The organism is Streptomyces sp. NPDC002690, from assembly GCF_053592415.1.
The window spans coordinates 1-12,522 of record NZ_JBSFVR010000214.1 but is presented as its reverse complement, the minus strand read 5'-3'; the positions used below and the strand labels follow the sequence as shown (position 1 = coordinate 12,522).

Annotated in this window: 12 protein-coding genes and 1 pseudogene; 7 read left to right on the top strand and 6 right to left on the bottom strand. The window is 71.1% G+C overall.

The window, feature by feature from the left end:
* Positions 1–161 (top strand): annotated as a pseudogene (gene purH / locus ACWD3D_RS23960) (bifunctional phosphoribosylaminoimidazolecarboxamide formyltransferase/IMP cyclohydrolase); the annotation flags it as partial.
* Here purH and ACWD3D_RS23955 read toward each other — a convergent pair.
* Together ACWD3D_RS23955 and ACWD3D_RS23950 are read right to left on the bottom strand one after the other, a co-directional pair.
* Positions 145–519 (bottom strand): hypothetical protein, encoded by a 375-nt coding sequence (locus ACWD3D_RS23955; protein WP_451462865.1) that lies wholly within the window; start codon positions 517–519, stop codon positions 145–147. The pseudogene purH and the gene ACWD3D_RS23955 overlap by 17 nt on opposite strands.
* A 101-nt stretch (positions 520–620) precedes the next feature.
* Positions 621–1,574, bottom strand: coding sequence for a heme o synthase (locus tag ACWD3D_RS23950; RefSeq protein ID WP_451462864.1), 954 nt, complete (start codon positions 1,572–1,574; stop codon positions 621–623).
* A gap of 403 nt (positions 1,575–1,977) precedes the next feature.
* On the opposite strand from ACWD3D_RS23950, the gene tkt reads away from it, so the two are divergent.
* The 5 genes from tkt to pgl are packed head-to-tail and all read left to right on the top strand — an operon-like array spanning position 1,978 to position 8,590.
* Positions 1,978–4,065, top strand: coding sequence for a transketolase (tkt, locus tag ACWD3D_RS23945; RefSeq protein ID WP_451462863.1), 2,088 nt, complete (start codon positions 1,978–1,980; stop codon positions 4,063–4,065).
* A 34-nt stretch (positions 4,066–4,099) separates the two neighbouring features.
* Positions 4,100–5,218, top strand: coding sequence for a transaldolase (tal, locus tag ACWD3D_RS23940; RefSeq protein WP_451462862.1), 1,119 nt, complete (start codon positions 4,100–4,102; stop codon positions 5,216–5,218).
* A 5-nt stretch (positions 5,219–5,223) separates the two neighbouring features.
* Positions 5,224–6,756: a glucose-6-phosphate dehydrogenase gene (gene zwf, locus ACWD3D_RS23935; protein WP_328722322.1), complete on the top strand. Its 1,533-nt coding sequence runs from the start codon at positions 5,224–5,226 to the stop codon at positions 6,754–6,756.
* Positions 6,753–7,811, top strand: a complete 1,059-nt coding sequence (opcA, locus tag ACWD3D_RS23930) for a glucose-6-phosphate dehydrogenase assembly protein OpcA (RefSeq protein ID WP_451462861.1) — start codon at positions 6,753–6,755, stop codon at positions 7,809–7,811. Before zwf ends, opcA begins: the two co-directional genes overlap by 4 nt.
* Complete coding sequence (pgl, locus tag ACWD3D_RS23925; RefSeq protein WP_451462860.1) at positions 7,808–8,590, top strand: 6-phosphogluconolactonase; 783 nt, start codon at positions 7,808–7,810, stop codon at positions 8,588–8,590. Before opcA ends, pgl begins: the two co-directional genes overlap by 4 nt.
* Before the next feature lie 118 nt (positions 8,591–8,708).
* Here pgl and ACWD3D_RS23920 read toward each other — a convergent pair whose 3' ends face one another.
* On the bottom strand, positions 8,709–9,266 hold the full coding sequence (locus ACWD3D_RS23920) for a hypothetical protein (protein WP_451462859.1): 558 nt from the start codon (positions 9,264–9,266) through the stop codon (positions 8,709–8,711).
* Between the two features lie 201 nt (positions 9,267–9,467).
* On the opposite strand from ACWD3D_RS23920, the gene ACWD3D_RS23915 reads away from it, so the two are divergent.
* Positions 9,468–9,839 (top strand): VOC family protein, encoded by a 372-nt coding sequence (locus ACWD3D_RS23915; RefSeq protein WP_451462858.1) that lies wholly within the window; start codon positions 9,468–9,470, stop codon positions 9,837–9,839.
* Positions 9,840–9,869: 30 nt separating this feature from the next.
* On the opposite strand, the gene ACWD3D_RS23910 is transcribed toward ACWD3D_RS23915, so the two are convergent.
* From ACWD3D_RS23910 to ACWD3D_RS23900, 3 genes are all read right to left on the bottom strand, one after another.
* Positions 9,870–10,244: a hypothetical protein gene (locus ACWD3D_RS23910; protein WP_451462857.1), complete on the bottom strand. Its 375-nt coding sequence runs from the start codon at positions 10,242–10,244 to the stop codon at positions 9,870–9,872.
* A 104-nt stretch (positions 10,245–10,348) separates the two neighbouring features.
* Positions 10,349–11,968 carry a PH domain-containing protein gene (locus ACWD3D_RS23905; protein ID WP_451462856.1) on the bottom strand — a complete coding sequence of 540 codons (1,620 nt, stop codon included), beginning with the start codon at positions 11,966–11,968 and terminating at the stop codon, positions 10,349–10,351.
* Positions 11,965–12,468 carry a PH domain-containing protein gene (locus ACWD3D_RS23900; RefSeq protein WP_451462866.1) on the bottom strand — a complete coding sequence of 168 codons (504 nt, stop codon included), beginning with the start codon at positions 12,466–12,468 and terminating at the stop codon, positions 11,965–11,967. The genes ACWD3D_RS23905 and ACWD3D_RS23900 overlap by 4 nt, the downstream gene beginning before the upstream one ends.
* Between the last annotated feature and the right edge of the window lie 54 nt (positions 12,469–12,522).

The following is a 12,522-nucleotide window of genomic DNA, read 5'->3' as shown; positions in this document are numbered from 1 at the left end:
TCCGCCGCGCCCTGGTCAGTGTTTACGACAAGACGGGGCTGGAAGACCTCGCCCGCGGTCTGCACGAGGCCGGCGTCGAGCTCGTCTCGACCGGACCCCGGACCCGCGCTCCGCCCCGTGCGAGCGGCTCCCCCGGTACCGCGCTCAGTCGCGGTTGGCCGGGCCACCCACCTGGATGCCCGCCATCCGGGTCCATTCGTACCGGCCGGTGCGTACCTTCGCGGCGAACTCCCCGTCGAAGCTCTCGTGCAGGGTGAGGCCGGACTTCTCCGCGGCGCTCTCGGCGACCGCGTGCGAGGGGGCCACGAGGTCGCCCCAGCCTCCGTCCTCGCCCACCAGGACGATCCGGGTGCCCGCCTGTCCGATGTACGCCAGCTGTCCCTCGGCGCCGCCGTGCGCCTTGGCGAAGGCACCGATCTCCTTGGCCAGCCGGGCCGCCCTGCGTCCGTCGCGGGCCGCGCGCTTGCTGTCCACCCGCTGCGTCTCATCCGTCTGCGCCATGTCTGCCTTCTCTGCCATGGCACAGGATGCTACCGATGGGTAGGCCAACGGGCGACGGGCGGGTGACGTGGCCTGGACCACGTCACCCGCCCGTCGGCGAGAACAGAACGTCTGGTGCGTCAGCGGAGGAAGGGGTCCACCGCGACGGCGACGAAGAGGAGCGAGACGTAGGTGATGGACCAGTGGAACAGTCGCATCTCCTTCAGCTTCGCACCGGCGATACCGGCCTTGGCCCGGTTCTGCAGGCCGTGCGCCTCCCAGAGCCAGAAGCCGCCGGAGAGCAGCGCCACCACGGTGTAGAACCAGCCCGTGTAACCGAGCGGGGTCAGCAGCAGCGAGACCGCGACCATCACCCAGCTGTAGATGACGATCTGGCGGGCGACCACCCGGTTCGTGGCGACCACCGGCAGCATCGGGACGCCGACGCGGGCGTAGTCGTCCTTCACCTTCATGGACAGCGGCCAGTAGTGCGGAGGCGTCCAGAAGAAGATGACCGCGAAGAGGATGACCGCGGCCCAGGAGACCGAGTTCGTCACCGACGACCAGCCGATGAGGACCGGCATGCAGCCGGCGATGCCGCCCCAGACGATGTTCTGGGCGGTGCGCCGCTTCAGCAGCATCGTGTAGACGACGACGTAGAAGAGGAGCGCGCCGAGGCTGAGCGCCGCGGAGAGCCAGTTGACCAGCAGCCCGAACCAGACGGTCGAGACCACCCCGAGGGCGATCCCGAAGGCCAGGCACTCGCGCGGGCTCACCATTCCGGTGACCAGCGGACGCTGCGACGTACGGTCCATCAACGCGTCGATGTCGCGGTCGATGTACATGTTGAGCGCATTGGCACCGCCCGCGGAGATGTATCCGCCGACGGTGGTAGCGAGAACGAGCCACAGGTCGGGCACACCCTGAGCGGCCAGGAACATCACCGGAACGGTGGTGATGAGCAACAGCTCGATGATCCGCGGCTTCGTCAGCGCCACGAATGCCTTGATGCGGGCCCCGAACGGGCGATGGCCCCCTGGGCTCGGAGTCAAGGCGACCCCTGCGGGTCGGGACTCGACGGCCGTCACGCACACCCCTGACAGAGAAATCCCAGCAAGCACCGGGTGTGAGGGCCCGGTAAAGACTTGCGCGAACCAGACCACTGTAGACGTTGGGGACAGGCCGCCCTTCGCGGGGGTGGACTCGTGTTGGAGTGGCGCGTTCGAGCGGCTGCGACACCCTTTCGAGCGCCCCGCCCGCGGCAGCTCGGACGAGCGGCCCGCCTCTCGGCCGAGAAGCACAGAAGTACCAGGTCACGCTCATTGGAGAAGCCCAATAGTGAGCCGTCCCGCTCATACGGAAGGCGAACTCCGCCGATGCCGCGCACCCTGGAATCCAACCGGAAATCCCTTGTTGTCACGGGGGTAGGCTCAACATTGTCCGGTGCGGTCACCAGCCCCCGGTTTTCCGAACAGTGGAGAGGAGCCCTGACTCAGGGTGAGCACCAAGCCGACCACCACAGACCTTCAGTGGACCGAATTGGACCAGCGGGCCGTGGACACTGCACGCGTCCTCGCGGCCGATGCCGTACAGAAGGTCGGAAACGGCCACCCGGGCACGGCGATGAGCCTGGCTCCGGCCGCGTACACGCTCTTCCAGAAGGTGATGCGGCACGACCCCGCCGACGCCGACTGGACGGGCCGCGACCGTTTCGTGCTGTCCGCGGGTCACTCCAGCCTGACCCTTTACATCCAGCTCTACCTGGCCGGTTACGGCCTGGAGCTGGACGACCTGAAGTCCTTCCGCACCTGGGGCTCGAAGACCCCGGGCCACCCGGAGTACGGCCACACCACCGGTGTCGAGACCACCACCGGCCCGCTGGGCCAGGGTGTCGCCAACGCCGTCGGCATGGCCATGGCCGCTCGCTACGAGCGCGGCCTGTTCGACCCGGACGCGGCCCCGGGCACCTCGCCCTTCGACCACGACATCTGGGTCATCGCCGGTGACGGCTGCCTCCAGGAGGGCATCTCCGCCGAGGCGTCCTCGATGGCCGGGCACCAGAAGCTCGGCAACCTGACGCTGCTCTGGGACGACAACCACATCTCGATCGAGGGCGACACGGAGACCGCGGTCTCCGAGGACACCCTGAAGCGGTACGAGGCGTACGGCTGGCACGTCCAGCGCGTCGAGCAGCAGCCCAACGGCGACCTGGACCCGGCGGGCCTGTACAAGGCGCTGCTGGCCGCCAAGGCCGAGACCGAGCGCCCGTCGTTCATCGCGGCCCGCTCGATCATCGCCTGGCCCGCCCCGCACGCCCAGAACACCGAGGCCGCGCACGGCTCGGCGCTCGGTGCCGACGAGGTCGCCGCGACCAAGAAGGTCCTCGGCTTCGACCCGGAGAAGTCCTTCGAGGTCGCCGACGAGGTCATCGCGCACACCCGTGAGGCGCTGGACCGCGGCCGCGACGCCAAGGCCGAGTGGGAGAAGTCCTTCGCCGCCTGGCGCACCGCCAACCCGGAGCGCGCCGCCGACTTCGACCGCATCAACGCGGGCGAGCTGCCCGAGGGCTGGGAGGAGAAGCTCCCCGTCTTCGAGGTCGGCACCTCCGTCGCCACCCGCGCCGCGTCCGGCAAGGTGCTCCAGGCCCTCGGTGAGGTCATCCCCGAGCTGTGGGGCGGTTCCGCCGACCTCGCCGGCTCGAACAACACCACGATCGACAAGACGTCGTCGTTCCTCCCGGCCGGCAACCCGCTGCCCGAGGCGAACCCGTACGGCCGCACGATCCACTTCGGTATCCGCGAGCACTCCATGGCCGCGGAGATGAACGGCATCACGCTGCACGGCAACACCCGCGTCTACGGCGGCACCTTCCTGGTGTTCTCCGACTACATGCGCAACGCCGTCCGCCTGTCCGCGCTGATGCACCTGCCGGTGACGTACGTCTGGACCCACGACTCCATCGGTCTGGGCGAGGACGGTCCGACGCACCAGCCGGTCGAGCACATCGCCTCGCTGCGCGCCATCCCGGGCCTGAACGTCGTGCGCCCGGCCGACGCCAACGAGACCGCCATCGCCTGGCGCGAGATCCAGCGCCGCTGGACCAAGGTGTTCGGCAAGGGTGCCCCGCACGGTCTGGCGCTGACCCGCCAGGGCGTGCCGGTGTACGAGGCGAACGACGACGCCGCCAAGGGCGGCTACGTGCTGTTCGAGGCCGACGGCGGCGAGCCGCAGGTCGTCCTCATCGGCACCGGTTCCGAGGTCCACCTCGCCGTCGAGGCGCGCGAGCAGCTCCAGGCGGCCGGTGTGCCGACCCGGGTCGTCTCGATGCCGTGCGTCGAGTGGTTCGAGGAGCAGACCCCGGAGTACCGCGAGAGCGTCCTGCCGAAGGCCGTCAAGGCCCGGGTCGCCGTCGAGGCGGGCATCGGCCTGACCTGGTACCGGTACGTGGGTGACGCGGGCCGCATCGTGTCGCTGGAGCACTTCGGTGCCTCGGCCGACGCGAAGGTGCTGTTCCGCGAGTTCGGGTTCACCCCCGAGCACGTGGTCGCCGCCGCCCGGGAATCTCTCGACGCCGCCGCGCGCTGACGCAGACATACGATCCAGTAGGAGATGTAATTCCATGACAGACGCACTGAAGCGCCTTTCCGACGAAGGCGTCGCGATCTGGCTCGACGACCTGTCCCGCAAGCGCATCACGTCCGGCAACCTCGCCGAGCTGATCGACCAGAGCCACGTCGTCGGTGTCACCACCAACCCGTCGATCTTCCAGAAGGCGATCTCCTCGGGCGACGGTTACGAGCAGCAGCTCACCGACCTCGCGTCCCGCAAGGTCACCGTCGAGGAAGCCATCCGCATGATCACGACGGCGGACGTCCGTGACGCCGCCGACATCCTGCGTCCGGTGTTCGACGCCACCGACGGCCAGGACGGCCGGGTCTCCATCGAGGTCGACCCGCGCCTGGCCCACCACACCGTGCCGACCGTCGCCGAGGCCAAGCAGCTGGCCTGGCTGGTGGACCGGCCGAACACCCTGATCAAGATCCCGGCGACGAAGGCCGGCCTGCCGGCGATCACCGAGGTCATCGCGAAGGGCATCAGCGTCAACGTGACGCTGATCTTCTCGCTGGAGCGCTACCGCGAGGTCGTCGACGCGTACATCACGGGTCTGGAGCAGGCGAAGGCCGCGGGCCTGGACCTGTCGAAGATCCACTCGGTCGCCTCCTTCTTCGTGTCCCGCGTGGACGCCGAGATCGACAAGCGTCTGGACGCCGTCGGCACCGACGAGGCCAAGGCCGCCAAGGGCAAGGCCGCCCTCGCCAACGCCCGTCTGGCGTACGAGGCGTACGAGGAGCTCTTCTCCTCCGAGCGCTGGGCCGCCCTGGACAAGGCGCAGGCCAACAAGCAGCGTCCGCTGTGGGCCTCCACCGGCGTCAAGGACCCGTCTCTCAAGGACACCCTGTACGTCGACGAGCTCGTCGCGCCGAACACGGTCAACACCATGCCGGAGGCGACCCTTGAGGCCGCCGCCGACCACGGCGAGATCACCGGCGACACCATCACCGGTGGCTACGAGCAGGCGCGCGCCGACCTCGACGCCGTCGCCAAGCTCGGCGTGAGCTACGACGACGTCGTGGCGCTGCTGGAGTCCGAGGGCGTCGAGAAGTTCGAGGCCGCCTGGAACGACCTGCTCAAGTCGACCGAGGCGGAGCTCGCGCGCCTCGCTCCTTCGGAGGGCTGACCACTTTGTCTGGTGTTCCCGGAGCAAACCCACTTCGTGACCCCCAGGACCGACGGCTCCCGCGCATCGCGGGGCCGTCGGGCCTGGTCATCTTCGGTGTCACGGGCGATTTGTCCAGAAAAAAGCTCATGCCCGCCGTTTACGACCTGGCCAATCGCGGCCTGCTGCCGCCGGGCTTCTCGCTCATCGGCTTCGCGCGCCGCGACTGGGAGGACGAGGACTTCGCCCAGGTCGTCCACGACGCCGTCAAGGAGCACTCCCGCACCCCCTTCCGCGAGGAGGTCTGGCAGCAGCTGAGCCAGGGCATGCGGTTCGTGCCCGGCAACTTCGACGACGACGAGGCGTTCGAGACTCTCAAGGAGACGATCGACGAACTCAACAAGGCGCAGGGCACCGGAGGCAACTTCGCCTTCTACCTGTCCGTGCCGCCGAAGTTCTTCCCCAAGGTCGTCGAGCAGCTCAAGAAGCACGGTCTCGCGGAGCAGACGGAGGGCGCCTGGCGCCGCGCCGTCATCGAGAAGCCGTTCGGGCACGACCTGGAGAGCGCGCAGGAGCTGAACCAGCTCGTGCACGACGTCTTCCCGCCCAACGAGGTCTTCCGCATCGACCACTACCTGGGCAAGGAGACCGTCCAGAACATCCTGGCGCTCCGCTTCGCCAACACGATGTTCGAGCCGATCTGGAACCGGTCGTACGTCGACCACATCCAGATCACCATGGCCGAGGACATCGGCATCGGCGGCCGGGCCGGGTACTACGACGGCATCGGCGCCGCCCGTGACGTCATCCAGAACCACCTGCTCCAGCTGCTGGCGCTCACCGCGATGGAGGAGCCCGGCTCCTTCCACCCGAAGGCGCTGGTCGCGGAGAAGCTCAAGGTGCTCACCGCCGTCGAGCTTCCCGAGGACCTCGGCAAGCACACCGTGCGCGGTCAGTACAGCCACGCCTGGCAGGGCGGCGAGGAAGTCCTCGGCTACCTCGAAGAGGACGGCATCGACCCCAAGTCGACGACGGACACCTTCGCGGCGATCAAGCTGACGGTCAACAACCGCCGCTGGGCGGGCGTCCCGTTCTACCTCCGCACCGGTAAGCGTCTCGGCCGCCGCGTGACGGAGATCGCGGTCGTCTTCAAGCGCGCCCCGTACCTCCCGTTCGAGTCCGGCGCGACGGAGGAGCTGGGCGGCAACGCCCTGGTCATCCGCGTCCAGCCGGACGAGGGCGTGACGGTGCGGTTCGGCTCGAAGGTGCCGGGAACCTCCATGGAGGTCCGGGACGTCACGATGGACTTCGCCTACGGCGAGTCCTTCACCGAGTCCAGCCCGGAGGCGTACGAGCGGCTCATCCTCGATGTGCTGCTCGGTGACGCCAACCTCTTCCCCCGCCACCAGGAGGTCGAGCTCTCCTGGAACATCCTCGACCCGATCGAGGAGTACTGGGACAAGCACGGCAAGCCCGCGCAGTACCCGGCCGGCACCTGGGGTCCGGCCGAGGCTGACGAGATGCTCGCACGCGACGGACGGAGCTGGCGCCGGCCATGAAGATCGATCTCACGGAAACCACGTCCAGCAAGATCAACAACGCGCTGATCTCCGCTCGCCGTGCCATCGGCACCCCTGCCATCGGCATGGTGCTCACGCTGGTCGTCGTCACGGACGAGGAGAACGCCTACGACGCCCTCAAGGCGGCGAGCGACTCCTCCCGCGAGCACCCCTCGCGGATCATCGCGGTGATCAAGCGGGTCAGCCGCTCGCCGCGCAGCCGTCGTGACGCGCGTCTCGACGCCGAGATCCGGGTCGGTTCCGACTCGGGCACCGGTGAGACGGTCGTCCTGCGGCTCCACGGCGAACTCGCCAACCACGCCCAGTCGGTGGTCCTGCCGCTGCTGCTGCCGGACGCCCCGGTCGTGGTGTGGTGGGCCGAGGACGCCCCCGCCGACCCGGCGAAGGACCCGCTCGGCGCGCTCGCCCAGCGCCGCATCACGGACACCGGCTCCGCCGAGCACCCGCTCGACGGGCTGGCCGTCCGCGCCGCGACGTACGAGCCCGGCGACACGGACCTGGCGTGGACCCGCATCACGCCGTGGCGTTCGATGCTGGCCGCCGCACTGGACCAGCAGCCCGCCCAGGTCGTCTCGGCGACCGTCGAGGGCGAGGCGGACAACCCGAGCTGCGAGCTGCTCGCGATGTGGCTCGCGGACCGGCTCGGCGTCCCGGTGGGGCGTACGCCCTCCCAGGGCCCCGGTCTGACCGCGGTCCGCATGGAGACGAAGAACGGCCCGATCGTTCTCGACCGCGCGGACGGCTCGCTGGCCACCCTCTCGATGACCGGTCAGCCCGACCGCGGTGTGGCGCTCAAGCGGCGCGACACCGCCGAGCTGCTGGCGGAGGAGCTGCGGCGCCTCGACCCGGACAACACCTACGCGACGACGGTGAAGTTCGGTGTCGAGAACCTGAGCGGCCCCGGCGAGGTCGCGGCGGCCACCCCCGCCGAGTCCGCGCCGAAGACGGCCGAGGGCGACGCTCCGGAGGCCGAGAAGCCGAAGGCCGCACCGGCGAAGAAGGCCGCTCCGGCCAAGAGGGCGGCGTCCAAGTGAGTGCCCCTCAACTGGTCGTGCACCGCGACAAGGAGCTGATGGCGCAGGCCGCGGCGGCCCGGCTGATCACGAAGATCGTGGACGCCCAGGCCGCCCGCGGATACGCCTCGGTGGTGCTGACCGGCGGGCGCAACGGCAACGGCCTGCTGGCCGCGCTCGCCGCCGCGCCCGCCCGGGACGCGATCGACTGGTCGCGGCTCGACCTGTGGTGGGGCGACGAGCGGTTCGAGCCGGACGGCGACCCGGAGCGCAACGTCACGCAGGCCCGTGAGGCCCTGCTGGACGCGGTCGCCCTGGACCCGGCACGGGTACACCCGATGCCGGCGTCGGACGGTCCGTTCGGGAACGACGTGGACGCGGCCGCCGCGGGCTACGCCGCCGAACTCGCCGCAGCCGCACGCCCGGAGGACCACGGACCGGTCCCGACGTTCGACGTGCTGATGCTGGGCGTCGGACCGGACACCCATGTCGCCTCGCTCTTCCCGGAGCTGCCCGCGGTACGGGAGACCGAGCGCACCGTCGTCGGTGTGCACGGCGCCCCCAAGCCGCCGCCCACCCGGGTCACCCTCACACTCCCGGCCATCCGGGCGGCGCGCGAGGTGTGGCTGCTCGCGGCGGGCGAGGACAAGGCGGAGGCCGCGGCCATCGCCCTGTCCGGCGCCGGGGAGGTCCAGGCTCCGGCGGCGGGCGCGTACGGCCGCGCCCGGACGCTCTGGCTGCTCGACGCGGCGGCGGCCTCCCGGCTGCCCCGCGATCTCTACCCGCCGGCCTCTTCCTGAGGGGCCGTCAACCGCTGTACGTGGAGGCCCGGTTCCCGCTCGTCACGAGCGAGGGCCGGGCCTTCCGCCGTCGCACGCCCACCCGGGAGGGCGTGCGGGACGGCCCCTCCCGGCCGTCTCACATGTAGTCGAAGTACCGGTCGCCCCAACTCGACTTTCCCAAGTCCTCATCCCCCTCCTCTTCTTCGGCCTCACCTGCGGCCACGAGCACCGCGGCCAGCTCCACGTCCGCCGCCGCCGGCAGGCGCGAGGGCCCTCGGTACGGCTCACGGAGCAGTTCGTCCGGGACGAAGACGCAGCCCATGACCGTACAGACGCCGTTGAGCCACGTCGTGAGCTCCTCGGTCAGGCCATCCTCGCCGGGGGAGCCCTCGTCGTCCTCGGCTCGCGCGGTGACGAAATAGCCGCCGAAGTTGCTCATCATGGCGTGCAGGGGCCGCCCGAGGCCCGTCGCGTCCGCCGGAACGTCGATGACGCCGTGGAAACTGGCGTCCTGGCCCGGGCCACTTGAGCAGGAAGGGCCGAATCGTTCCTCGAAGGCGCTCGCCAGCCGGGTGAAGCGGCTCTCCGACGCCATCAGGTCGAAGTCCGCGGGGCGTTCCAGGTTGCGAGGGTCGTCGTGTTCCAGCAGGAGCACCCGGATCGCGTCTCTCGGGAGGATGTCGTGCCCTTCCAACAGATCGTGGAGAAAGGGGAGTCGGTGGGGCCCCGCCTCACCGCCGGGCCGTATGGGCGGTCTTGGCCCCGGCATCCGGCCCTCTCCGTGCTTCTCCGCATGTACGGGGAGGGCAACGCGTCGCGGGCCCCGTCCCCTCTCGGACACGGTGACGATACAGAGCGTCCTCTCCCTTTCGACGGGCGTGACAGGCTTGCCCGCATGACGACGACACGCATCGGCACCGTGGTGATGGGAGCGTCCGACGTCCGTCGGGCAGCGGCGTTCTGGAAGGCCGCGCTCGCCTACGTGGAGCGCGAACCCGCCGAGGAGGACTGGGTGGTCTTGGTCCCGGCCGAGGGCCACGGCATCGGCCTCTCCCTCGGCCGGAGCGGCCCCGACAGCCCCGTCCAGGAGGTGCCGCGCGTCCACCTCGACGTCTACACCGAGGACCAGGAGGGCGAGGTGGCCCGACTGGTGGGCCTCGGCGCCTCCCGGGTGGACTGGCCGCACTACCCGCCGGACCCTGACTTCGTGGTGCTCGCCGACACCGAAGGCAACCGTTTCTGCGTCATCGACACCACGCACGGCTGAGGCCACACCGCCCCGGACGCACCCGGGACCTCACGAGCCCGGGGCCGCCAGGGGCTGCCCGCCCACACTGTCGGGAAGGGCGTCGTCGTGTGTGTCGGCCACGACTTCGACGAGGGTGAAGCGGGCCTGCTCGACACGCATACGGTTGTGCACGCGCACGAAGTAGCTCCGGTCGGAGACGCGGCCGACCTCCCTGCGCTGACGCAGCCGGCCCTTTTCGGTGTGCGCCTTCGCGAAGTTGTCGACGCTGTATAGCAGTTGGGCCAGGGCTTCCGCCTCGTCCCCTCCGAATTCCTGATAAATCCTCTGCTCGAAGTGCGGCGTCTCGCCACTGGTCTTCAGAACGAACCATCGAGGCATGGTGTTCTCCACTCCGTACGACGCGCCGAGTCCACCCGGCGTCATGGTCGGCCGACCCTTGGTGCCGGGTCGGCCCGGCGTCCGTGAGAGTACCGGGCAAGGCGAAGGACCGGGTCCGCACGGCTGATCCGCCGTGCTTCACGGCCGGATCAGCCGACGGGGCCCGCGTGTTCCGGCGGTCCTACGGGGGCGTCCGGGCGGCCCACCGGCGCGGAGGCCCGGCCCGGGCGGTCGCCCTCCTCCCACTCCAAGAACGGCGCCAGCAGCCCCGGTACGGCCTCGGAGGCGAAGGTGAGCCCCTCGCCCGCCCCGGTGTCGTACACCGCGTAGGCGCCCGTACCGGCGGCCGTGGTGGCCGTGATGTCCAGCAGGCCCACCCGCCGCTGGAAATACGACTGCCGCACCGTCCAGCCGATCACCCCGGTCCGCTCCAGGGCGGCGGTCGAGCGCCGTACGGTGCCGGAGCGGGTGACCAGGTGGCGGCCGGTGAGGGCGTGGCCGAGGTTCCGGTACGCGTCCCGGGCGAGCGCCACCGCGACCGGCAGGCCCACCAGGGCGCAGCCCAGCGCGGTCCACAGCTGGACGGGCGTGGTGACGGCCCCGAGCACGGCCAGGAGCGCCACCGGGGCCAGCGCCACCGCCAGCGCGCGCCGCAGCCGGCGGCCCAGGGCGGCGCGCGGGTGTCCGGTCAGCGGCGCGGCGGTCGGGGCGGACTCCTCGCGGAGCACGGCCGCCACGATCCGCTCCGCCTCCGGCCGGGGCACGGCGGGCAGCAGGGTGCTGTGGCTCGCCTCCTTGGCCTCCTCGTCGTCGGCCAGCCCGGTGGTGATCACGTCCACCCGGGCGGCGCCGAACAGCCGGACGCCCAGCGGCTCCACCAGTTCGGCGCCGCGCAGCCGGGCCTCCTCGACGGTGGTGGAGCGGGAGGTCAGCAGGCCGCGGCGGACCCGCAGGGTGCCGCCGGGTTCGCGCTCCAGGCGGTAGTTCCACCACATCTCGGTCCAGAGCCCGAGGGCTCCCGCCGCGCCCGTGAAGAGGGCCGCCGCGACGAGGACGGCGAGTGTCCCGAACAGCGGGAGGGCGCGGAAGAGTTCGACGGTCCAGTGGATGACGTCGCCCTGCGCGCCGGCCCACTCGCTCATCTGCATCACCCCGCCCGCCGCGGCGCCCCCGAGCATCGGGGCGACGAAGGAGACCGGGGCGTAGCGGATCCAGCGGGGGTCGAGGACGGCCAGTTCGCCGTCGTGTTCCCCTGCGGTTCCGTCATCGTCCCGCACCGCCGCGCGCGCCAGCAGCAGCCGGCGCAGCCGTTCGCCCTCGGCGCGGGTGACGGGGTCGAGTCGCAGGGTCGATTCGCCGTCCCGGTGCTCGCCGGTGCCGATCCGTACGGTGACCAGGCCGAGGACCCGCAGCAGCGGGCGGGCGGTGAGGTCGACGGTGCGGACGCGGTCGAGGGCGAGCGAGCGGCGTCGTACGAGCAGCAGCCCGGAGTGGAGGTCGACGTGTGCGGTGCCGATCCGGTAGCGGGTGCGGCGCCAGCGGACGTGGTCCGCGAGAACGGCGCAGCCGGTCAGCAGGGCGGCCCCCGCGGCCGTCCAGAGTCCGGCCCGGGCGGCGCCGAAGTGGCCGAGGAACCCCATGGCCACGGGAACGGCGGTGCCCACCACCACTCCGGCCGTGAGCACCGCGGTGACCAGGGCCGTACGAGGGTCCAGGCGGCGCCATCGGTCATCGGCGCCGGGAGGGACCGAGGGGCCCGGGGTGCTCATGTGGCGTCGCCGGGGGTGCCCCGGGTGATCCGGGTCAGCCGTTCGGCGAGCACGGCGGCGGGTTCGTGCCCGAGCCCCGCGATCCGTACCGCGCCCTTGGCGGAAGCGGTGGTGACGGTGAGGGTGGCGAGTCCGAAGAGCTGCTCCAGCGGGCCCCGGACCGTGTCGACGGTCTGGATGCGCGACATCGGCGCGATCCGCCACTCCTGGAGGAAGAGTCCGGTGCGGACGTAGACGGCGTCCTCGGTGACCTCCCAGCGGTGGGTACGGAACCACCAGCGGGGCAGTACGGCGGCGCAGCAGACGCCGAGCCCGGCCGTGACCGCCGCGGAGAGCAGCAGCCACGGCCGGGCCGGGGCGAGGAGGGCGGCGAGGACGCCGAGCACGGCCAGTGGCGCCGCGGTCAGCAGCAGCCACTGGGTGCGCCACCAGCCGACGGCACGCCGGTCGAGCGCGTGCGCCGGAGGTCTCAGGCGCGGCGTCCGCTCCCCCTCGGTCACCGGCTCAGCGACCGCGCAGCGACCGGTAGGTGGCGACGAGGGCGGCGGTGGAGC

Coding starts and splice junctions, on each gene's coding strand:
- ACWD3D_RS23955 (WP_451462865.1), bottom strand. CDS start 519: ATGGCAGAGAAGGCAGACATGGCGCAGACGGATGAGACGCAGCGGGTG.
- ACWD3D_RS23905 (WP_451462856.1), bottom strand. CDS start 11,968: ATGAGCACCCCGGGCCCCTCGGTCCCTCCCGGCGCCGATGACCGATGG.
- opcA (WP_451462861.1), top strand. CDS start 6,753: ATGAAGATCGATCTCACGGAAACCACGTCCAGCAAGATCAACAACGCG.
- ACWD3D_RS23910 (WP_451462857.1), bottom strand. CDS start 10,244: ATGACGCCGGGTGGACTCGGCGCGTCGTACGGAGTGGAGAACACCATG.
- ACWD3D_RS23915 (WP_451462858.1), top strand. CDS start 9,468: ATGACGACGACACGCATCGGCACCGTGGTGATGGGAGCGTCCGACGTC.
- tal (WP_451462862.1), top strand. CDS start 4,100: ATGACAGACGCACTGAAGCGCCTTTCCGACGAAGGCGTCGCGATCTGG.